Source organism: Pedobacter insulae, assembly GCF_900113525.1.
GTDB classification, from domain to species: domain Bacteria; phylum Bacteroidota; class Bacteroidia; order Sphingobacteriales; family Sphingobacteriaceae; genus Pedobacter; species Pedobacter insulae.
The window spans coordinates 113,508-136,419 of the sequence record NZ_FOPP01000012.1; the positions used below are offsets into that span (position 1 = coordinate 113,508).

21 protein-coding genes are annotated in these 22,912 nt (G+C 37.4%); 11 read left to right on the forward strand and 10 right to left on the reverse strand.

Annotation, left to right across the window (positions count from 1 at the left end):
- Positions 1-95 precede the first annotated feature (95 nt).
- Together BM207_RS17235 and BM207_RS17240 are read left to right on the forward strand one after the other, a co-directional pair.
- Complete coding sequence (locus tag BM207_RS17235) at positions 96-503, forward strand: group III truncated hemoglobin (RefSeq protein ID WP_090997349.1); 408 nt, start codon at positions 96-98, stop codon at positions 501-503.
- Complete coding sequence (locus BM207_RS17240) at positions 500-925, forward strand: hypothetical protein (protein ID WP_090997352.1); 426 nt, start codon at positions 500-502, stop codon at positions 923-925. The genes BM207_RS17235 and BM207_RS17240 overlap by 4 nt, the downstream gene beginning before the upstream one ends.
- Here the strand turns inward: BM207_RS17240 and BM207_RS17245 are convergent, their stop codons facing one another.
- The 3 genes from BM207_RS17245 to BM207_RS17255 are packed head-to-tail and all read right to left on the reverse strand — an operon-like array spanning position 926 to position 4,976.
- The gene (locus BM207_RS17245; RefSeq protein ID WP_090997355.1) at positions 926-1,954 is read right to left on the reverse strand and encodes a response regulator; all 1,029 of its coding nucleotides are present in this window, start codon (positions 1,952-1,954) and stop codon (positions 926-928) included.
- An 11-nt stretch (positions 1,955-1,965) separates the two neighbouring features.
- Entirely contained in the window at positions 1,966-3,153 is a 1,188-nt protein-coding gene (locus BM207_RS17250; RefSeq protein ID WP_090997358.1) for a PAS domain-containing sensor histidine kinase, read from the reverse strand.
- 41 nt (positions 3,154-3,194) lie between these two features.
- Positions 3,195-4,976 (reverse strand): hypothetical protein, encoded by a 1,782-nt coding sequence (locus BM207_RS17255; RefSeq protein ID WP_090997361.1) that lies wholly within the window; start codon positions 4,974-4,976, stop codon positions 3,195-3,197.
- A 175-nt stretch (positions 4,977-5,151) separates the two neighbouring features.
- Between BM207_RS17255 and BM207_RS17260 the strand changes: the two genes are divergently transcribed.
- The 4 genes from BM207_RS17260 (at position 5,152) to BM207_RS17275 (ending at position 9,543) form a co-directional block, all read left to right on the forward strand.
- Entirely contained in the window at positions 5,152-6,645 is a 1,494-nt protein-coding gene (locus tag BM207_RS17260; RefSeq protein WP_090997362.1) for a L,D-transpeptidase scaffold domain-containing protein, read from the forward strand.
- 4 nt (positions 6,646-6,649) lie between these two features.
- Positions 6,650-7,519, forward strand: a complete 870-nt coding sequence (locus tag BM207_RS17265; protein WP_177217166.1) for a universal stress protein — start codon at positions 6,650-6,652, stop codon at positions 7,517-7,519.
- Between the two features lie 3 nt (positions 7,520-7,522).
- Entirely contained in the window at positions 7,523-8,290 is a 768-nt protein-coding gene (locus tag BM207_RS17270; RefSeq protein ID WP_090997367.1) for a DUF6920 family protein, read from the forward strand.
- Between the two features lie 173 nt (positions 8,291-8,463).
- Entirely contained in the window at positions 8,464-9,543 is a 1,080-nt protein-coding gene (locus BM207_RS17275; protein WP_090997370.1) for a serine hydrolase domain-containing protein, read from the forward strand.
- 41 nt (positions 9,544-9,584) lie between these two features.
- Here BM207_RS17275 and BM207_RS17280 read toward each other — a convergent pair whose 3' ends face one another.
- Positions 9,585-10,289: a LytR/AlgR family response regulator transcription factor gene (locus tag BM207_RS17280; protein WP_090997373.1), complete on the reverse strand. Its 705-nt coding sequence runs from the start codon at positions 10,287-10,289 to the stop codon at positions 9,585-9,587.
- Positions 10,286-11,410, reverse strand: coding sequence for a sensor histidine kinase (locus BM207_RS17285; RefSeq protein WP_090997376.1), 1,125 nt, complete (start codon positions 11,408-11,410; stop codon positions 10,286-10,288). Before BM207_RS17285 ends, BM207_RS17280 begins: the two co-directional genes overlap by 4 nt.
- 205 nt (positions 11,411-11,615) lie before the next feature.
- On the opposite strand from BM207_RS17285, the gene BM207_RS17290 reads away from it, so the two are divergent.
- Positions 11,616-12,866, forward strand: coding sequence for a S41 family peptidase (locus BM207_RS17290; protein ID WP_090997380.1), 1,251 nt, complete (start codon positions 11,616-11,618; stop codon positions 12,864-12,866).
- Positions 12,867-12,953: 87 nt separating this feature from the next.
- Here BM207_RS17290 and BM207_RS17295 read toward each other — a convergent pair whose 3' ends face one another.
- Both BM207_RS17295 and BM207_RS17300 read right to left on the reverse strand, forming a co-directional pair.
- A complete protein-coding gene (locus BM207_RS17295; RefSeq protein WP_143095995.1) occupies positions 12,954-16,229 on the reverse strand; it encodes an ABC transporter permease/M1 family aminopeptidase in 3,276 nt (1,091 codons plus the stop codon).
- Between the two features lie 11 nt (positions 16,230-16,240).
- Positions 16,241-17,113, reverse strand: coding sequence for an ABC transporter ATP-binding protein (locus BM207_RS17300; RefSeq protein WP_090997386.1), 873 nt, complete (start codon positions 17,111-17,113; stop codon positions 16,241-16,243).
- A 267-nt stretch (positions 17,114-17,380) separates the two neighbouring features.
- Between BM207_RS17300 and BM207_RS17305 the strand changes: the two genes are divergently transcribed.
- Positions 17,381-18,109, forward strand: coding sequence for a sensor histidine kinase (locus BM207_RS17305; RefSeq protein ID WP_218155071.1), 729 nt, complete (start codon positions 17,381-17,383; stop codon positions 18,107-18,109).
- Positions 18,106-18,813 (forward strand): LytR/AlgR family response regulator transcription factor, encoded by a 708-nt coding sequence (locus BM207_RS17310; RefSeq protein WP_090997391.1) that lies wholly within the window; start codon positions 18,106-18,108, stop codon positions 18,811-18,813. Before BM207_RS17305 ends, BM207_RS17310 begins: the two co-directional genes overlap by 4 nt.
- Before the next feature lie 25 nt (positions 18,814-18,838).
- Here BM207_RS17310 and BM207_RS19310 read toward each other — a convergent pair whose 3' ends face one another.
- From BM207_RS19310 to BM207_RS17320, 3 genes are all read right to left on the reverse strand, one after another.
- Entirely contained in the window at positions 18,839-19,006 is a 168-nt protein-coding gene (locus BM207_RS19310; protein ID WP_245768155.1) for a hypothetical protein, read from the reverse strand.
- Entirely contained in the window at positions 18,984-19,130 is a 147-nt protein-coding gene (locus tag BM207_RS19315; protein WP_245768154.1) for an HTH domain-containing protein, read from the reverse strand. The genes BM207_RS19310 and BM207_RS19315 overlap by 23 nt, the downstream gene beginning before the upstream one ends.
- Before the next feature lie 134 nt (positions 19,131-19,264).
- On the reverse strand, positions 19,265-20,197 hold the full coding sequence (locus tag BM207_RS17320) for an alpha/beta hydrolase (protein WP_090997394.1): 933 nt from the start codon (positions 20,195-20,197) through the stop codon (positions 19,265-19,267).
- A 289-nt stretch (positions 20,198-20,486) separates the two neighbouring features.
- On the opposite strand from BM207_RS17320, the gene istA reads away from it, so the two are divergent.
- Together istA and istB are read left to right on the forward strand one after the other, a co-directional pair.
- Entirely contained in the window at positions 20,487-22,010 is a 1,524-nt protein-coding gene (istA, locus tag BM207_RS17325) for an IS21 family transposase (RefSeq protein ID WP_245768134.1), read from the forward strand.
- A 19-nt stretch (positions 22,011-22,029) separates the two neighbouring features.
- Positions 22,030-22,776 carry an IS21-like element helper ATPase IstB gene (gene istB, locus BM207_RS17330; protein ID WP_090996266.1) on the forward strand — a complete coding sequence of 249 codons (747 nt, stop codon included), beginning with the start codon at positions 22,030-22,032 and terminating at the stop codon, positions 22,774-22,776.
- Positions 22,777-22,912: the final 136 nt, after the last annotated feature.

Sequence of the window (22,912 nt, forward strand, 5' to 3'; positions counted from 1 at the left end):
CTACTTTAGCTGTCTTTCCTAGCTGATGAGCATCGTTATATTAAAAAATGATATTAATCAGATTTGATTTGTGGCCGTAATACGATCTTTAGGCTATGAAATACAAAGACTCACTAGTAAAAACCGACATTGAAAACCTGCAGCATATCCAACAATTAGTGAATTCCTTTTATGCTACGGTACAAAAAGATCCGCTTATTGGCGATATATTTACGAACAGGATAAAAGACTGGCCAGCGCATTTAGCCAAAATGTACCGCTTTTGGCAAACCGTGTTACTGGAAGAGCATACTTATAGTGGAAGCCCTTTCCCACCTCATGCAAAAATGCCATTAACCGCTGCTCATTTTAATCGTTGGGTAGAAATCTGGGCGGAAACCATAACTTTGTTCTTTGGAGGAGAGAAAGCAAGCGAGGCAAAGAGACGTGGAGAAGCAATGGCAACAATGTTTCTTGCTAAAATTGAATTCTACAAAGACAGCAACTTAAAACCGCTTTTATGAGAAAGAATATTGGAATTGCCGCCCTTTTCACATGGATAGGCTTCGTAGCTGCAATATCTTTTATGGAAGCTTGGCTAAAATTCAGGGCTCCAGGTGTTACCCTTCCAATTGGTCTGGGCATTGGCCGCTTAGTATTTGCCGCATTAAATAAAATAGAGTGGATACTATTGCTCGGTATAATTTTTTCCCTTTTCCCTTTCAAAAAAATAGTAAAAAGTGTAAGAATAACATTAATCACTGCTTGCGCTATACTCATCACACAAACAATTTGGTTACTACCTCAACTGGATGCTCGTGCTGAATTATACATCACTGGGTCCCCCGTTATGCCGAGTAATCTACACCTATATTATGTTGTAGCGGAAGGTATAAAGATGATTTCTTTGTTCTTCTTAGGTATATCTTTATTTCGAAAACATTAACTATTGTTTAACGTTTCTTAATTTTTCAATAGAAAGGATTTGTATAGCATTACCATTTTTCTCGATCAGCTTTTCATCCTTAAAATCTGCTAGCATACGGCTAACTGTTTCGCTCGCTGTACCTACAAGTGCTGCAAGGTCATCTCTAGATACCCTTAGGGTACAACTATCATTCCCTGGTTCACCAAATTTATCAGCTACCTGTACAAGCGCATCTGCCACGCGTTTACGAACAGAAAAATAAGCTAAGCGCAACATTTGTTCTTCCTTTTCCTGAACACTACCTGAAAGCATATCAATAAATGCGCTGGCAATTTCTTGATGGTTAAGCAAATATTCCATAAAATCTGCCTTTGTGATCAGGATAATTTCCGCATCGTTTAACGTTGCTGCGTTATCAGCATATACGGTTGATTTGCATAGGCTTTCGTAACCGAAAAAATCACCATCCCTATACAAAGTAGAAGATAGTTCCCGGCCGTCTTTTGCTCTTTTATAGGTTTTAACCTGACCTGTTTTAAGAAAATATAAATAGGACGGTTCATCATTTTCAACGTAAATAATCTGTTTGTTTGAAAATTGACGAGTTTTTCCCTTAGCTTTCAACGACTCAAACAAAGCCTCACGATTGCCTCCAACCGATTTGAAACCTGCAGGTTTGTTCTTTTTTTTCAATCGGCTTTCGATAGCGTTAAAGAGTTCCATGTCATCGAAGGGTTTAGTAAGGTAATCATCCGCCCCCATTTCCATACCCTTTCTCATATCTGCCCGTTCTGCCTTAGCGGTCATGAAAATAAATGGGATATTGGCAGTTTGCTGATTCTTTTGCAACAAGTACAGCACACCATATCCATCCAATTCGGGCATCATGATGTCACATAGGATGATATCTGGCAGGTGTTTTATAGCCAGATCAACACCAATTTTTCCATTTTTGGCGGTAAAAGTTTCATAACCTGCCAAGTCTAATATTTCTGCAGTTCCCTCTCTAATATCGTCGCTATCTTCAATAATAAGTGCTTTTTTCATAAACCTTATAATTAGAAATTAAAATGTATCCTAAAAGTTGTCCCCACATTCTGTGTACTCTCGCAGATACACGTACCATTCATCAAACCGACGTAACGCTTTACAATATTCAATCCAAGTCCTGTACCTGGGATGTCTCCTGTATTATGTGCCCTAAAAAACGGTTCGAAAAGATTATTCATTTCTGTAGATGGTATGCCTATTCCGTTGTCTTTAATTTCTATGATCAGCTCATGTTCGTTAACAGTACTATTGAACTGGATCATCGTGTCTTCACCGGAATATTTAATGGCATTAGAAATCAAGTTGATGATACAATTTTTCAACAAGTTTTGATCTAAAAAAACATCTCCCGTGGTGCCTTTATGCTCATATACTATGAGTTGCTTTTGCTTAGTCATCAACTGCATTTCCTCTGCAATCTCCTCCGCAAAAGCAAAAATATCGAACCAATTGGGGTTAGCTTCTACTTTGCCTGCCTCTAACTTTTCCAATGAAAGGAAATCATTCAATATTGTAGTGAGGTTATTAATCGAGTTCTTTATTTTTGAGGTGTGCTTTTCAACACTTTCTACATCATGTTTCTCAATATATTTATTAATTAGGGAAGCAGACAATTGGATAGAGCTTAATGGTGTACGAAACTCATGGGAAGCCATTGAAACAAATCTTGTTTTCAACTGGTTAAGCTCTCGTTCCTTTTCAAATAGCGTACTCATGTGTTCTTTTGCAGTCTCCAGCTCATTAACCGACTTGATCAACTCCTTCGTCCGCTCCTTCACCTTCAATTCCAGCTCTTCTGTGTAACTTTTGATCTTTATTTCATCCTCTCTTTGCCTTGTGAGGTCATGGATAAAGCCAGTATAAATTCTACGGTCGACAAACCTGATTTCACTTACACCTAATCTGAAGGGGAAAGTGCTACCATCCTTACGCTGACCAGTTACTTCGCGCCCGATGCCTATGATTTTCTTTTTTCCAGTATTTTCATAATTTGCTAAGTAACCATCATGCCTGTGCTTGTCTGGCTCAGGCATTAATACGGAAACATTTTTACCTACCAATACATCCCTCGATGGGTAGCCAAATAATTCCAGCGCTGCTGGGTTAATATTTTCAATTAGCCCCCTATCATCGATCGTTATAATTCCATCGATCGCGTTTTCTATAATTGCGACCAGCAATTTTTCTCTTTCCATTGTTGAGTACTTCATCCAAATATAGCTTAAAATTTTTAACCTTATATAGTAAGCCCTAACAATGTTGTTTCCGCAAAAGTTAGTGGATTATGTATTTGGTCCTTAAAAGATCTTACTTCATCAGAAAACTCTCCAAATAGATTTCTGTAATACGCTATGCCTTCTAAAAGATGGGTTTTGAACTTATTAAGCTGTAACTGCTTTTTACTATTAAAATCAACAACCAACAAATTTACTGCTTCTTGGAGGTATTTAACGTACAGATCCAGTTCCTTGATCAGCACATTCGGCCGCCTTACTTCCTCCATGAGGTTAATCCTCCCATAGATATGTGAAACCATCTCGTCCAAAGAATAAGTTCTTGAAAAATAGGCTAAGTTTGGACCAGGGCAGATCGCTACCGCCTTGCTCTCTTTCGGTTTTAATATACCAATTTTCTGATAAGTTGAACTACATAATCCTTCGCACAAACACACCTTTTCAGTGATTTTGTCAAACTGTCTTTCAAACTCTTCGTTAGACAGCTCTTGTGCTTTTAGTTCCTTGATTTTAAGATTCTGGTAAGCTCTTGAGGCGGTACAGATAGGCTCGGCTGTGAATTCTGTGTTGCTGCAGAGATATTTTTTGGTACAGGGGCTGCCTGGCCTTCCTTTTCTGATTCTTTCCAATCTTTCTGCATCTATCCCAGCGCTCTTAAAATTATTAAAGAGCACACCCAGCGGTGAGGAGTTACTTAGGTAAAATGAATGCTCATCGGCTTCAGCTAATTTGCTTAAAGTAGCTTCATCTACATTTGTTGCTTCAGGAACCAGTAAAAAGGGACTTCCCCAGCCAGTTGAATCAAGTTGATAATTTTTAAGCAGAAACTCATTCTCTTGTGCCGTTCCGATACCACCCTGTACGCTCAATTTTTGTTGAGGTGAGCAGTCGCTGTTTAAACCCTTTTCAGAAAGGCCAGTTCTGTATAAGGCTAAGAGTTCTGTATTCATCTGCGTCTTCATCTGTTTAAATTCTTCTAAAATAGGCCCTAGCAAGTAACCGTCGGTTGCAAAAGCATGACCACCGCAATTGAGCCCACTTTCTACGCGAAATTCTGAAACCCAAAGACCTTTTTTAGCTAAGAATTTTGCTTGAATAAAGGCCGAACGGAAATCACTTACTTTTAAGATGATTTTCTTTTTTAATACATTATCTTCATCAGGGAAAAAATCTTCAAACTTTTCAAGGTAACTATATAAGCGTGGGTTCATTCCAGCAGACAGCACCACCGATGAACTCAACCTGCTTTTTGCAAATCCGCGGAGGGCAGTTAAGGCATCGCTATTTTCCTCAGAACCAAAAGCTGCCTCCTTTTCAGGGCTCATTCGATCAACCTTTGCCATGATATTCACATCAATAGCTCCCAATTCCATACGCTTGCGAAGGATGTTTTGAAAAATAGTCTTACGTTCTGCGTCAGGATATTCCATCATAAGCTCATACCCTTGCTTTAATTGCGAATTGTCTGGTAATAGTTCAAAGTATCTACAGAGGTCATTTCCTTCTTTAAAGGGAAGCTGTTTCATTGCCTCAAAATCTCGTTCAACAATTCGCGCTAGTGTATCAAGGTAACACGTTATTCTTCTCGCTCTACTGTCGTGACTCTTTTTGGCAATTGGAACATACGGCTCGCCTTGTTGTTGACTATGGTATTGGCGCATGCGCTCAATAAGCTCATCATCTACAATGGAAACTACCGAAGAAATACCATATTTAGCCACTTTAAGTGGAGTATCAATAGAAAAACCCAGGCCTAAAACCGGAATGTGAAATTTATGCATCATTCTACAAAAATATTGCTACTATACAAAGCACTGCAACCCTCTAGTCACCAAAAAAAATGATCTTGGTCACTTTTTAGGCTACTTGGTAATCGGCAATGATCATTTAAATAAGTGATAATCATCAGTGTTTTAAAAAATAGGTTTACGGAATTTTACAACGTTAAACCGATATAATATGAAACCACAACAAACTGCATTGCCTGAGAAAGAGAAAGACCAAACCAGGACCATTTTGGTCATCGGTATGGTTATATTAATGCTCCAGATGATTTTCCATCTAACAGTTCGAGCACACTCGCAACCGGTTGTTCAAGTTTCAGATTCTTTACAAGTGGAATTACTCGGCCAACTTAATAGTCAGCAGCTGTTAAAAAGATTAAACTTTCCGAACACCGTAAAACGGTTCTATACTCTTAATGGCAACCAACCCAATTGGCTAAAATCAGAACAGCATATAGGCCCCATGGCGTCCGCAATGTTATTGCTTGATTGTGTAAGGCAGTACGGTCTCCAGCATGAAAATTACCATCCAGAAATACTTAGCTATACTTTAATGCATGACATATCAACTTTAAAGTACAACATTGCGGCTGCTCAGAAAATAGAATTCGAACTCATGCTCACCGATGCTATGGTGAGTATGATTAATCATTTGCATTATGGACGGTTCAATCCTAAGCTCATTGACGCTACAATTGATCAAAGCCCATCTAGGGATTTGAAAGCGGAAGAGTTCCTTTTGAAAGTAGCGAATGACCCAAATATTATGGATAGCATACTTACCGTACAGCCAAAATTAAAGCAGTACCAACAACTGCAGGGATACTTAAAACTAATAGTTGGGCAATACGCTTGTGATGCTTACGAAACACCCGAACCAGAAATTAGGGAGATAGTGCTTAATATGGAGAGGTTAAGATGGATAGACTCGGGGCACCATGTATATCTTCAGGTAAACATCCCATCGTATCAGTTGTCATATGTAAACCAAGATTTAACAAGTGTATATAAAATCATCGTCGGCAAACCCTCTACGCCGACACCAACTTTGCAAAGCAACATTTACGCCATAGAAACCGCACCAGATTGGAGGATACCCCATAACATTTTTGTTAAAGAATTATTACCGAGAGCAGAAAAAGATCCGGATTATTTCGAAAATAATCACATTGCCATCTACGATGAAAAAAATAATTTCGTGGCAGTTACAAAGGCATCGATCATAGCGATTAGAAATAATCCCAAGAAATTTTATGCCAGGCAGACCTCCGGATGTGATAATGCCCTAGGAAAAGTTGTTTTCAGGTTTAGCAATTCTCACGACATCTATCTACATGACACTCCGGAACAACAATATTTTTCACGCACAAAACGGGCGCTTAGCCATGGATGCATCCGCGTAGAAAATGCCGAATCATTAGCGCTTCGTCTATGGGCAGACGACAAACGACATTCAAGTATAGCGACGTTAAAGAACGCATTATCTATGTACAAAAAACATAAATTTTTACTTCAAACCCCAATACCCATATTAATTACGTACGTAACGATTACCGTTGAAGATGGACTATTAGTTCGGCATGAAGATATCTATCAACTTGATAAAGTGTTGGAATCAAAAATTTACGGGAACAGGAGCCAGTCTACCAATATTAATCTTAAAAAATAAAATTATGAAAAAGATACTTGTTCCGATAGACTATTCAACGTATGCCGATAATGCCGTGTATTACGCCATTCAGATTGCAAAGAAAATAGGTGCCGACATCCATCTCTTTCATGCGTTAGAGCATGAACTCATTCCCACTGCAGGAATAATGATGTGGCCAGTGGAAAATTTTGAGAAGTCTAAAGAAGATTCTGATAAAAACTTATTGAAATATATCGATCTGTTAAAAGAAATGCCCGAGCTAAGTTTGCCCTATCTTCCAAATATTAGTTATAGCAGTGAAACTGGTTCTGTTAAGCAAATTATAGATAAACTAACCACCGAAGATCATTATGACCTGATCATAATGGGTCTTGCAGGAGCGGGAAAAGTTAATCGGTTTTTTCTGGGTAGTAACAGTAGGGATGTTATTGGGAAAACCAAGGTTCCATTATTATTGGTACCTAAAGTCAGCGCTTATCAACCATTGAAAAAAATCGCTTTCGCCACCGACTTAGGTCAGAGTGATATCAATTCTATCCATGCAATTGCTAAATTATTCTGTTTATTTAATCCAGAAATACTACTTGCGCATGTAGATACTCAGCTTTCAGATATTCATAATCCTAACTCAAAAGCGAACCTCTTTCTGAACAGCGTAACAAATACCTTAAATTATTCAAAAATATACTACCGACATCTCAATGCAACCAGCGTTGAAGACGGACTAAAATGGCTATCTGAAAATGGGCAAATCAATATTCTTGCCATGATTCACCGTCATTCGAGCATCTTTTCAAGGATTATAGATGGTAGCCATACACATAAATTGGCCGCAGCTCTTCACTGTCCATTATTAGTAATGCCGGAAGATAAAACCCCAATTGGCTGGTAACCTATGCGAAATCTAAAATCAGTCTATTCATGGGAGCTACGAAAAGCAAGGGCCTTGGTCAAAAAGATCTACGGGGGCAAACGCAAGCTTGAAGAACTACCCCCTGCCCTTCAACGATACTTTGAACAATCAGGGTTTGCGGCGCATCCAAAACTTCACAGTGTAGAGGTTCATTGGAAGGATACATTTTTAAAATTTTCAAAAAACACTAACTGGAAACCGATTAACTGCGAGCAATATAATTTTCTGCCAGATCCGATAAGAATTGTTTATATGAAAGCCAAGCTTTTGGGGATTATAGGGATTGAGGCCATGGATAGCTTTAGACATGGCAGTGGAAACATGTGCATCAAGGCATTGAATATCATCAACATAGGAAATTATACTGGCATAGAAATAGACAGATCGGAGCTGGTTACCATTCTTGCGGAGACTATGATCATTCCTGATTATGCCCTATATTCTTATATTCATTGGGAGGAAATAGACCTGTACACGGTAAGGGGGACGATCGATTATCATGGGCTAAAGGCCTCTGGTATTTTTTATTTCAATTCCAATTTCGAAATGGTTAAGTTTGAAACCAACGATCGTTCGTTAAAAACCAAAAAGGGGATTTTCGTTTCTACAAAATGGACTGCAACAGCGGCGGACTACCATAAAAAAGGCGGACTAAAATTTCCGACTTCCTTCACTGCCTCTTGGAATCTGAAAGATGCCAACTTCTTGTACTTCAAGGGTAAAATTAGCTCGCTCAAACTAAATCAATAAAAACATTGAAATAAAAACCCTAGTTTAGCTAATTAACAAATGCGCTATTTCCTCAAAAAATATGCTGAAAGAACGGTACACAAATTATAGATATACTGCTTTTGGGAATAGACGTGGTTAGGTGATTACATAACGAACTAAGTTCCTTGTGCAAAAATTTTTAACTTTAAATAATGAAAAAATTACTGACAATACTATTTTTAACTTTTACGACACTATGTTTTGGACAAAAGACTATTAAATTTTCCGACTCAATCCGTAAAATATATCATATTCCTGAAATTAGTTATGCAGTAATTGATAGTAAAACAATATTTGAAATTGCAGCTTTGGGAAAACACTCTATTGAACTTTCTGACACAGCAACAATTAATGACAGGTTTCATATCGGCTCTAATACCAAAGCAATGACTGCATTTATCATAGCTAAATATGTAGAAAAAGAAAAATTAAAATGGACAACAAAATTCTTTGACTTATTTCCGGAATGGAGAGTACATAGCAAACCAGAATATCTGAATATTAATTTGCAAGAGTTGCTCACACACAAAGCAGGAATACAACCGTTTCAAGGAGATAACGACCCGAAAATACCCGAATTTAAAGGAACAAATCAAGAAAAAAGAAGCCAATTTGGACAATTTGTATTGACATTAGATTCCAAAAAAATTGACAATAAAGATTCCTTTTTTTATTCTAATGCAGGCTATACTTTGGCAACTTTAATGGTAGAGAAGGTTACAAAAAAGAGTTGGGAGCAATTAGTTGACCAGATATTTAACAAAGATTTAAAGTTAAGTGTAAAACTATCCTGGCCCGAAAATCAAAAGCAAAAAGATACTTGGGGTCATTCTTTCGAAAATGGCAAACTAACGCCAATTCCTTCAACCGTTGATTATCACCTAGATTATACCGAACCTTCAGGTGATATAAATATTAAGCTTAACGACTACATTAAATTTATACAGTTAAATATAGAGGGATTAATAGGTAGAGATAATTATTTAAAAGCCGACACCTACAAATTCATTCATAAGGGGATCGAAAACTATGCGATGGGTTGGTATAACATTTATGAAAATAATAAGGAGCTTTCAACTCATTCCGGAACAGCAGGAACCTATTATACGCTCGTTCACATAGATAGAATAAATAATAAAGCTTACATAATTTTCACAAACTCTTTTAGTGCCGACACCCAACAGGGCGTTAGAATATTGATGAGAAAACTAAAAGAAAATTACGGGAGTTAACTGTTAGTAGAATCGATGCGAAATATCGGTTTTTTATTCCTTCAACCCAATAGGTTATTAACATTTTTTTTATAGGTTTGCCCAATGGGTATTTTATGTAAATCAATTAGTATCCTATTTCCTTCAATTTGTTTAATCTTATTTTTAGCAATAATAAAGGATTTATGGATTCTTATAAAATCTGATTTTGGGAGCAGTTTTTCGAAATCAGAAATTTTTTGATAGCTGACAATCATATCATTTTTTAAGTACACTTTGATAAAATGTCCGGAAGCTTCTACAAACAGTAAATCATCGAAATGAATTTGATGATGCTTTTTGTCACCTTTTAGAAAAAAGCTTCCAACATCCGGTTTCGTTTCGGTTATCAATTTAGCTATACTTTTCTTACTTTGAGTTGTATCAATTGTTTTATTAATTGCTTTTATAAAACGTTCAAAACTAAATGGCTTCAGCAAATAGTCTGAAATATTAAGTTCATAACCTTCTAAAGCGAATTCTTTATATGCTGTTGTAACAATTATTTTTGGTGGATTGGGAAGTGTTTTTAAAAAATCAAAACCAGATAGTTTGGGCATATTAATATCCAGAAATAACAAATCGACAGTGTTCTCATTTAAAAACTGTATCGCTTCAAAGGCATTGTAGCAATTTCCTTTCTTTTTCAGATGTTGTAAATTTTCGCAATAGTTTTCAATGACGCGATGTGCTATCGGTTCATCATCAACAATTAGATAGTAAGTCATACCGCTTCTATTTTGACCGTTAATTTATATAAATCATCTTTAATCTCAATTTGAATTTTGTGCTTATTGGGGTATAATAACTCTAATCGTTGTTTTAAATTATCTACGCCTATTCCAATTGTTTTACTGGTTTCTGGCTCTTCAAAGTTGTTTTCGATGTCAAAATCAATGATACCTTTGTCAACATTGATATTAATATGTATAAAAGCATTTTCTGTTAAGCGTTCTACTCCGTGTTTAAAGGCATTTTCTAAAGGAATAATGAATAGCAATGGAGCAATTTGATAGCCTGCGTCTTGAGAATGATTAAAAACAATATCTACCTTTTTTTGATATCGTATTTTATGTAATTCAATATAGTTTTTTAAATATGCTATTTCATCCTTTAACGACACCAAATCTTCTTTCCCCATATAAATAGTATAACGCATCATGTCAGATAATTTTAGAACAACATTTGGGGCATCATCCGATTTTTCGATTACTAAGCCATACAAATTATTTAAAGTATTGAAAAAAAAGTGTGGATTAATCTGGCTTTTCAGTAATGATAATTCTGCTTTTGATTTTTCTGACTTAATGATCTTAAACCATTTCCATTGCTGGTAAGACCACATTAAAAGCATTACAAAAAAGGGTGCAACCAAAATGATTTTAATTTCTTTTTCTTGTTGGAAGTATCTGTTTATATCATCAATATAAATTCTTATGTAATAGAAATAGCCAAAAGCTAAAATGTAAAACCCGATTATAATCAAGGCGTGTTTCTTAAAATATGAAGGCGCTATAATGGAAAAAAAAGATATCCCAATGAATATTAACCCTGCAAAAGTTATAGGATTATCAATTATTTTGGAATTGATGTCATTGATAATAATGGCTAAAAAAATAAAAAATAGCGCAACCAGCTTTAAGCTAATGGCTTTATTTTGTTTTAAGAACGAAAAGTATTGAATAGGCAGTGAGATCAGCAGCCAGCTAAAAATGAAACTCAATGTGTTTGCCAATACTGATGAATTATCAATATGAATAAAATCAAAGCGCAATAAAATAATGACCAATATCCTATGGATTAATAATCCATATACAAAGGCTTTATATTTTTTAAGAAATTTAATCACAGTTCAAAATTAACTATAATGAGGCTTTTTAAATTACAATATGCACGAACTTACCCAAAAATAGCGCAAACATTATCATTTCCTGCTTCAACTTAATTTATGTACATCCATCAATTGTGTGTGATGATTACAAACACATTTATGACAAATACTTTTCAGCGTTTTCGTTTACCTATATGTTTGTTGAAAATTATAAATAAATAATATGATGAAAAGCTATTTTAAAATGATCCTCTTAATGCTATTTGTAACCATAAAAAATGCAGCAGCACAAGAAAAAAGAGTATTACAAATCAAGGAAAAAAATGCAGTTATAACTTCAATAAAAATGCATTTAGCGGAAAGCTATATTGATCTGGGTTTATCAAAAGAAATGATAACTGAACTGGATAAGTACTTAAAATCTGGTAAGTATAATAAAACTACAAACCCTTCGGAATTTTCAAAAACAGTAACTGCAGACCTACAATGCATTAGTAAAGACCTGCACTTAAATGTTCGATTTGAACCTGAGCGTATCGCTCAGGAAAAGCGTGCTGTTTCGGAAGAAATGAAATTAGAAACCGAGAAAAAAATGGCGATGCAAATGGCCGAAATTAATTACGGGTTTGCAGAAGCAAAAATACTGGACGGAAATATAGGCTACTTAAATTTACGCATGTTTGCAGACGTAAAATATGCTGAACAAACGGCCACAGCTACGATGAACTTCTTAAGCAATACCAAAGCAATTATTATCGATCTGCGTACAAATGGCGGGGGCGTTCCAAATATGATGCAATTGTTAGTGAGCTATTTTTTTGACGAAAAACCCGTTTTATTAAGTGATTTCTACGAACGAAAAACAGACACAAAAACGCAACTGTATTCGGTTGAAAATGTGGCTGGAAAACGAAGCCCGAACAAACCGTTATACATTTTAACGAGTAAACAAACATTTTCTGCCGCAGAAGCCTTTGCCTATACATTGAGGCATTTAGACAAGGCGACTGTTGTTGGTGAGGTTACGAAAGGAGGTGCGAACCGAACTAAACGAATTAGCCTAAACGAAGAATTTACAATTTCGGTTCCGTATATCCAGGCTATTCATCCAATAACAAAAACCAATTGGGAAGGGAAAGGTGTACAACCGGATATTAAAACAAGTGAAAAAGCTGCTTTTGTAAATGCTTATATAGATGCGATAAATAAAACTGCTAAAAGCAATAAAAATGTTCTTTTCAATAAAATTGGCTATGCTTTTTTAAAAGAAAATTCGGTTTACAATGCCATAGAAGTATTTCATGAAAACGTAAAGCAGTTTCCAAATAATGCCAATGCTTGGGATAGTTTGGGCGAAGCTTATTTTATAAATAACGATAAAGAAAACGCGTTAAAATCGTACCAAAAAGCTGTTGAACTGGATCCAAATTTGTCCTCCGCAAAAGAAATGGTTCAGAAATTAAAAAGTCATTAATAAAAAAAGCTAGCAAATGATTTAGTTACCGTTTTATACTCATTAGGCAACGGTAACTAATTTCATTTTTCAGCTTTTATTTAGTAGCTACTTCGTACTACTTACCTGTTCAAACAATTCAGTGATTACCTGTTGTTTCGAAGCGGGCGTTACTTCTCTAAAATATTGAACTAATTCTACCGTGGTGGCGTAACGATTTGCTTTTTTGGGATTGTTAAAAGAGTGCCAATCATGTAGAAAATGCTGCAAGGATTTGTTTACGTTTTCTTCTCCAATATGTTGGTGTAATTTGTACATCGCAAGTGCTCCTTTGTTGTAGTAGAGGGATTCTTCATTTTCAACCAACGCCAATGGTAGCTCTTTCTTGCTAACCTTTAACCTAGCCTCTTCATATTCATCTAATTGGAACTTTAAAAATTGCTTAATTTTTTCATTGGAATACTTCTCTTTAAGCACCATCATAGCCGAATACTGTGCTAATGTTTCTAAAATCATATTTTGTCCCTGTACGTTGGCGGCTTCCAATTGTAAACCCCACCATTGGTGTGCCACTTCATGCGCAGTAATATAAAAGGCCATGTCTACATCTTTTTGATCATCAATATCCATCACAAAACCAATCGCCTCCGAAAATGGAATGATGCCCGGCAAAGATTGTGCAAATGATCGATACCTTGGAAACTCTACAATACGTAGTTGTTTATATTGGTACGGACTGAAATGTTTGCTGTAATAATTTAAGGACATTTTCATAGATTCCATCATACGCTTTAGGTTGTATTCATGACCTTTGTGGTAATAAATTTCTAGATCGACAGGCTCTTTTGAAATGTTACCTAACGGGATACAGGTATCTCTCATTACCTCATATCGACCTGATACAATTGGGTAAAAATTAATAATCTGTTGATTGGTTTTGTAATGAAAATAATTGCGACCATCTTTGTTCCACTTGGCCACCAAATCGCCTGAGGTGAGTGCCGTTTGTGGCGCATCTGTACCAATTACTATATCTAAGTTTGTGCCATCCGAATCACTTCCACTACGTGCATTGGCTAGTTCTTTTACATCATCTAGTTTGGCTTTTGCTACTCGCGGAGCTAAGCCAAGATCTTTTCGATCATCCTCATCTTGTAGTTCATATTTTTTCTGATAACCAAAACTCGGTAACACCGCATTATCGAAAAAAGTACCGTTATCAACTACATCAATAGCAGAATTATCAGTTTCGAAACCCTTTGGCTGCAAGGTCTGTTTAAAGTTCATTTTCATCGTCTCACCAGGAGCTAAGGCTTGGCTCAATTGATAAATGGTATAATGATATTTCACATGGCTGTTATTTGTTATCGTTTTCCGGTCAAAATTTACATCCGCTAGTTCTACGTTAGATTCCAGCAGTTTTTGTACATGAATCTCGTGAATGGGCATTTGAGATGTATTGGCAAGCACATAATTACCTGAAATTTGATAGGCTCTTCGAGATGGGAACAAATCAACTTTTAGCTTGATGTCTATAATTTTCGGCTGTGGTTTGTATTCAAACTGTTTTAAGGTCTTTTCGTATCCAGCTCTAAAATTAGCTTGTTCACTTTTAGTCCAAAACTCATTTAATACATTGGTATTGTAAAAAATATAAGTTCCAATACCGATAAAAAGCATTAGACAAACTAAACTGAAAATTCTCAAGGTATTTCCCATTTGCTTTAGCCCGCTCGTCCACCGTTTACCTAAACCTGTTTCATTTCCTTTTACCATTAAAATACTAGCCGTGATTAACAGTAGCATACCAAATAATACCCAATAGGCTTTTACCCAGAGATAGGCTGTCAAAAAGTGCCCGTATCCATTCATATCAGAATACGAGGCCAGTGCTTGCCCACCAAAGTTAAGTAGTGCATGTTCTAGGCCAAATGTGTTAATGGCTACATTGATAATGGCAAATGCAATGGTAGCCAGCATGCCCATAAATTTGTTTTTGGTAAGTGCTTGAAAGAACATGGCTACAAAGGTGTACAAAGCTAAAAATGGAAGTAATTCTAAGAAGAAGCCGAAGAAATAAACATCCAATTCGTAACGATAGTAGCCATCTAAGGTTTGAAATAACAAACCAGCAGCAATAAGTGAAAGCATCACAATGGTATAAATGAACAGTAATCCCAGAAATCTGCTACTCACATTTATAAAACTAGAGAGCGGTGTGGCATCATGTATAAGATCAAGCTTCACATCCTTTTCCTTCCACATGATTTCGCCAGCATAAAAAACCAAAATGATCATGAAAAAGTAAATGGACATCTCTCGCAATTCTTCAATAATGAAATAAGTAGCTGGATAACTATCCACACCATAAGAAGTACCTAGACTTACCGAATTGATGAGAATAATCACAAAGCAACACAGAATAATAGCCCAAAAGGAAATGAGTTTAAGAATGGATACGCTATGAAACCAGGCATTGAGCAACAGCTGTGTAAACTGAGCCCTAATATCATAAACAGGCGTAACTTTAGGTAGGGTTTTAACAAGAGCAGTTGCTGCAGGTTTAACCTTTTGTTGCTTCTTTTTATGGAAAGCCTTTTCATTTACCACCACTAATTTAAACTTGATGTAGGCAGTCGCCAATACTGAAATGCCAATGACTATCCAGAAAAGTTTATTAAGCAGCATCACACCCGATATTGGAATAAGCAGGGAGTTTCTGTCGGCTACCGACCAGCCTTTAGTGGCCTTAGTTAAAGTAGTAAGTGAAAAGGGGTCGAATACAGCTTGTAGGTTCTCGTTGGTAATGCCTTTAGTAATCATGAATAAAACAAAAATGACTACTCCCTGCGTGTACACTACCATCAAGTTTTTACTGAGTGCACCAGTTGCAAAAAACACAGCAGCACCAAAAAACAAGGTGGGCAAAACCACCCACAAAAAGGGTTGCAGGTAATTTATCAGTTGAAAGGGCATAAATTCCTTTGGATCATTCCAAGGCATAAATTCACCCAACATCATACCCCAAAGCAAAGCACTAAAAATAAAAAGTAGCACCACAAGAGAGCCTAAAAATCGACCTAATAAATAATCTTTTTTAGAGATTGGATTAACATAGATCAGTGAAGTAACATCATACTGAAAATCACGCAGTACTGGCACGCCCATAATCATTGATGCAATAATCATAGACAAACCTGTAATTGCTCCCATAGATTTAGCAATCACTAATGGAGAGTTCTTTTTCACTAAGCCTAAATCTATTCCCTGAAAAACAAATTCAATACCTACAAGCGAGAATAAAAATAGCAATAGAAAAAAGAAATACGTTTCTGGTCGCTTTAATCGGTATTTAATTTCGAATATGAAAAATTCGTATAACATGATGTGTGAGATTAGGCGTTAAAAATTTGAGACATGTAAACATCTTCCAAGTTGGCTTCAATGAGTTTGAATGTTGAGCCAGGGTGTGCATCACTCAGTACATGAATAATTTGATTTCCTAAGTACAGGCGATCACTGATGACTTGGTATTCGGTTTTGTATTGTTCCAGTTCATTTTTTTGTATGGTTTTCTCATACAATCGTCCTTCCAGGCTTTCCATAATCTGTAAGGGGTTCCCTTGAATAACAACTTTGCCTTTGTTGATAATGGCCATCCGAGGGCATAGTTCTTTCACGTCATCTACGATGTGTGTAGAAAGAATTACGATGGTATTTTCTCCTACCTCACTTAATAGGTTATAAAACCGGTTACGCTCTACAGGATCTAATCCTGCTGTTGGCTCATCTACAATCAGCAATTTGGGGTTGTTTAGCAATGCCTGTGCTATGCCAAAACGCTGCTTCATCCCTCCAGAAAATCCCCCTAGTTTTTGTTTGCGCACCTCGTACAGGTTTACCTTATTTAACAGTGCATGTATAATTTCTTTACGCTCATTTTTATTGATAATTCCTTTTAGTACCGCCAAATGGTTTAGCAGCATTTCGGGAGATAAGGCTGGATAAACACCAAATTGCTGTGGCAGATAACCCAATACCTTTCGCACTTCATTTGGCTGTGCTAAAATATTAAGACTTCCCAATTGAATACTTCCACAGTCGGCTTCCTGTAAAGTTGCTATGATTCTCATTAATGTAGATTTACCTGCACCATTAGGACCCAATAAGCCAAACATCCCTGTGGGTATTTGCAGCGATACATTTTGGAGTGCTTTAACCCCGTTTTGATAGGTTTTAGAAAGATCAGTAATAATTAGTTTGTCCATGATTAATTTAATTTCAGCCAATATTAGGATGAATAAAATGTATAAATAAAGTGTTGGGATAGACAGATGGTTGACAGGTTTAAATGGCAAGTATGAAGGGGTAAAAGCACTTGAGCACTACCAACCGTACGTTCATCACAACTTTGGGTATGTCTGCAATAACTCGTCATTACCGCCTTAATTATTGTGTAGTTTTGTAATATGATTTTATGGCAAAAACTTTTCAATAAGCAATTTATCAAAAGGCTAGTGCCTTATTTTTTCATCGTGACCACACTGTTAATTGTGGTTTTTAATGACTTTTTTGGAAAAGAAGAGGATTATCACATTTTCATTCTATTATTTTTCCTGTCAATGATCGTCTGGATGATCCGTTGGTTAATTATTCAGATCAAATTGATACTTCGCCTCAAAAAAGACAAAACACAAGCAGAATTAATGCATTTGAAAAGTCAGGTTAATCCGCACTTTTTTTTCAATACCTTAAACAACTTGTACGGACTGGTAGAACTAAACCCCACCAAAGCACAACAATTAATTCTCAAATTATCTGACATGATGCGCTACAGTATTTATGAGGGACAAAATGATTGGGTTAGCTTAGCAGATGAAATTACCTATCTTGAAAACTACATGGATTTGCATAAAATGCGCTACCATAAAGAGATTAATATTAGTTTTGAGGTAGCTACAGAAGATCGGAATATAAAAATTATGCCATTGTTATTTATTATTATGGTTGAAAATGCATTTAAACACGGAGTAGAAAAGCTTAGAAAAAATGCATTTGTTTATATTCGCTTAAAGGCCACTTTAAAACATGTTGAATTTGAAATTGAAAACAATTTTGATGCAGAGGAGACTGGTGGCAATCCAGGCATTGGCCTGAATAACCTAAAAAAAAGACTAGAATTGGTTTATTTTAAAAAACATGAATTAGCAATATCGACTAGCCAAGCAGCTGTTTACAAAATTAGCTTAAAACTTACTTTATGAGTGTAAGATACCTAATTGTTGATGATGAATCTGTGGCACACGAAATCATCAAAAAGTATTGTGCAATGTTGCCCAACATGCAGTTGATGCAGGATTGCTACGATGCCATTGAGGCCATTGAATACCTCAACCATCATACCGTAGATTTAATTTTTTTGGACTTGAATATGCCTAAGCTAAAAGGGTTTGAGTTTTTGAAAACTTTACCCTCTCCACCTCAAATTATTGTGACCACTGCCTACCAAGAATATGCTATTGAAGGTTATGAATTAAATATTGTAGATTATTTACTCAAACCATTTTCATTCGAACGTTTTTTGAAAGCTGTTAACAAGGCCCGTACAGCAAGGCCAAAACCAGCTGCGGGCTTAACTAATGAGGTTAAAGACGACAAGCAGGAAAGATTTTTTCTCCGCACCGATAATAAACATATACAAATTGTACTAGATGATATTTTGTTTGTAGAGTCTTCAGGCAACTACATTAAAATTGTACTGAAAGAGGAAACGATCACCATACGTGGCAAATTAGCTACTATATCGGAACTCATACCTATTCTTAATTTTGTTCAGGTACATCGATCTTTTATGGTTGTGCAAAAGCACATCAAAAGCATAGAAGGCAATCAGATTTTTATAGATAATTACACCGTGCCAATAGGGAAATTTTTTAAAGCTCAGGTAGATGGTTTTTTAAAGAAATAGTTAGTAGGTGCCAAGCAACAAACAGTTAAACTGCTTGAATAATATCCATCCTGCATAAATCTATTGCTTTTTGTAAAACACACTCTATTTTATTAATGGGTAGATCTATGTGGGGATTAACTCTAAAAATCTTCATTCGGGAACGGTCTCCTTCTTCTAACTCAGGGTGATCAAGATATTTCCCTTCTACCATAAATAGTTCGGTTACTTACCGAAAACCTGTTCGCCAATTCCGAAGCAGTCGAAAGTCGTTTCGTTTGCAATTGGGTTAAGATTGCAATTAGTCTTGAAAGGCTTGTGGTATCATTTTCATTCATTATTGCTAACCAAGTCTTTGTTGTAATTTGTGAACTTCAAATTTACATAATAAATGCGCTAATAATTTAACCGAAAACATCAACAATAGCATTTAAAAGCCTTCTTCATCTTGGAGTATTTTTATATTTTAATTTTATATGATAAGGCATGAACTAAAATATTTTGAACGGTTAAAAGCCATTTTTTTCATCCAATCTATACACCATATAAACCATTTATCCTTGTTTTCAGGATCGTACAAACCAAACCCATGCCCACCATTTTGTACGATGTGCATCTCTGCTTTCACATTAGCTTTAAGCAAGGCATTAAAAAATAGCAAACTATTTTTTACCGGAATCACATCATCATCTAGCGCGTGAACCAAAAATGTTGGTGGTGTATTTGAATTTACGTGATTTTCAGTCCCATATAAATGAAGTGCTTTAGCTTCAGGAATTTTACCAATTAAATTTTCACGAGTTCTTGGAATAGCAGGATCATAAATAATTACAGGATAAAGTAATACCATAAAATCTGGTCGGAGAGAAATATTTGCTTTGTTATCAATCACAATCCGATCAAGCTGTGTACCCTCGGTTGATACTAGATGACCACCAGCAGAAAGCCCGAACATACCTATTTTTGCCGGGCTGATATTCCACTCTGTGGCTTTTTCGCGAACCAATTGAATAGCCCTCTGTGCATCTTGTAAAGGGCCAATGCTTTTATCTATCATGATTACATCATTAGGTAAGCGATATTTAAGAACAAAGGCAGTTACACCCGCTTTATTGAAGGCTTTGGCAATTTCAACGCAGGTAGTTTGAGCCAGAACAAAATAGCCTCCGCCTGCAAAAATAATTACAGCTGTACCATTTGCAATGTTTTTTGCGGGAAAATAAGCGGCCATTGTTGGGATGCTTACATTTCTGGTTAGTCCATTGCTATCAGTTTCCTCTACATAATTTAAGGGTGTCTTTTTTGAATTGGGAATAGTTTTCTCGTAGAGTGGAATAATTTGATCTTGAGCATAGTTAATTTGGCTACTAAAAATAAGTAACCATAGTATAAATAGGTGTTTCAATTTGCTTCGATTTAAAATGACCTGTAAAACAATTGGCCAAAATTAGCAAACGACTATTTCTTGGATAAACCACTACAAAATGACCCCTTTGCACCACTCGAAAGTGACCCCCATAATGAACTGATTTTTTTACTGCCTGCCGAAGGAAGTTGACCCCCTTGCGCCAGTTGAAAATGACCCCCTGAAAAGAACGATGATGTTCTGCCGAGCTGTTTTGGAGAACGGTGTTTTTGTTTAGCTTTTGGCTGAACCTAAACCCGAGATTGCCATGCCCAACAAGCCCATCAGAATGAATAAACTAAGACAGATTATCCGTTTGTACTGTCAGGGTACAGGTACCAAACGGATCCATGGAATGCTAGGCAATTCCAGAAACACGATCAAGAAGTACATCCGCGTTTGGCACAGCCTTGGCATAACTTATGAAGAATTCAGTGCCAAGAGCGATGGCGAACTTTCGGTACTTTTCGCCACACCAGTTGCCCGGATATCGAACAGGCCAAGGATGCACCAGCTACATGCCCTTTTGCCCGATATATGCAAGAAACTGAAGAAAAAGGGAGTTACCCGTGAGCAGTTGCATGCCGATTACATTGAAAAGTACCCCGACGGCTATGGACGTTCCCACTTCAATAATGCCATTTTTTCCTATCTACAGCTCACAAAGCCCGTGATGCATATCGAGCACAAGGCCGGTGATAAGGTCTATATCGATTTTGCGGGCACCAAGTTCAAGATTACGGGCTTAGATGGCATCCAACAGGATGCAGAGGTTTTTGTCGCCATTCTGGGATGCAGCCAGCTTACCTATGTCGAAGCTGTGGCGAGCCAGCGCAAGGAAGATCTTATCAAGGCCTGCGAGCATGCACTATTGTACTTTGGCGGTGTACCGCAGGCCATTGTTCCAGATAACCTTCGCTCGGCGGTCACCAGGGGAAGTAGGTACGAAGCGGTACTAAATGATGAATTCTCTGCATTTGCAGAGCATTACAGCGTTGCCGTCGTTCCAGCACGTGCCTATAAGCCACGCGATAAATCGCTTGTTGAGGGCGCTGTTAAGCTGATCTATCGGAGCATCTATGCCAAACTTGAGGGTCGGGTTTTCGGTGATCTGGGGATGCTGAATGCAGCGATCCGCCCAGCTCTTGAGATCCATAACAACAAACCCTTCTCTGGAAGGAACTACTCCAGACGTGAGCAGTTCGAGGAGATCGAAAGGGAGGCACTTGGTCCGCTCAATCCGTTAAGTTACGAAGTTCACAAACAGGTAATGGCTACGGTGATGAGAAAGGGGTATGTCCGTTTGGGCGAAGATACCCATTACTACAGCGTACCCTATGGATATATCGGCAAGAAGGTAAAACTATTGTATACCTCCACGCTGGTGAAGATCTATTACCACTATACCATGATTGCCCTGCACACACGGGTCAGAACCCGTTACCACTATACCACCAATGAAGAGCATCTTGCCCCACAGCACCGCTTCCAGTCCGAGTGGACACCGGAAAGGTTCATCCAACAGGCAGAGGCGGTGCATGAAGATGTGGCCCGTTACATATCAAAGGTACTCGAGCATAAGAAATATCCAGAACAGGCCTATAAGTCATGCTCGGGTATCCTGAACTTTTCCAGGCGTGTTGGACCAGAACGGCTTACCGATGCCTGTAGATGGGCCGATAGCTTGGGCCAGTACAATTATCCCATTATCGAAGAAATCCTCAAAAAACGGCTGGACCAGCTCCGTCCAGAGGAAGAACCTACAGAAATACCATCACATAAAAACATAAGAGGTAAAGAATATTATCAATAAATCAAAAAACAGAAACAAGATGAACAATGAAACCCTAGATAAGCTACGCCAGCTCCGTCTGTACGGCATGTACGATGCCTTTAAAACCAACCTTGAAACCTCGGTGAAAGAAACCCTTACCGCCGACCAGTTCATTTCCCTACTGGTGGCCAGTGAGTGGGACGACAGACGGAACCGATCGGTGGAACGTTCCATAAGATTGGCCGGATTCCGTTACAAGGCCTCCCTGGAACAGGTCGATTATTCCATAGAAAGAGGTCTTGACAAGAACCAGGTACACCGCCTTGCCGCCCTTGACTTCGTTAAGGAACATAAAGATCTTTTCATTACAGGCTCAACGGGAACAGGGAAAAGCTATCTGGCAACGGCACTAGGATACCAGGCCTGCCAGAACGGCTACAAGGTGATGTATGTAAATACAGCCAAGCTAATGGGCCAGTTGAAACTGGCCAAGGCAAAGGGTACTATTCTTGCCGAACTCAAGCGAATTGAACGTGTAGACCTGCTGATCCTAGATGATTTCGGGCTACAGCCCTTTGATCCACAATCAAGGATTGCGCTGCTAGATATCATAGAGGATCGGCACCAGAAACGGTCTACGGTGGTCACTTCACAGATTCCGGTAAAGGAATGGTACGATATCATCGGTGAGAAGACCATAGCCGATGCAGTGCTGGACAGGATCGTTCACCATTCGTTAAGGGTAGAACTTTTTGGTGAATCATTAAGAAGGAGAAACTCTAAAACAGAAAATGTATTTTTGTAGAAACAATGTTATTAACCGGACTTGGTAATCTATAAACCTGAACGGTTCTGCATAACAACTTTTGTTCTTTTCTAACATCAACTCTGGGGGTCAATTTGAAATTGGCGAAAGGGGGTCAAATTTATTGGTATTTCCA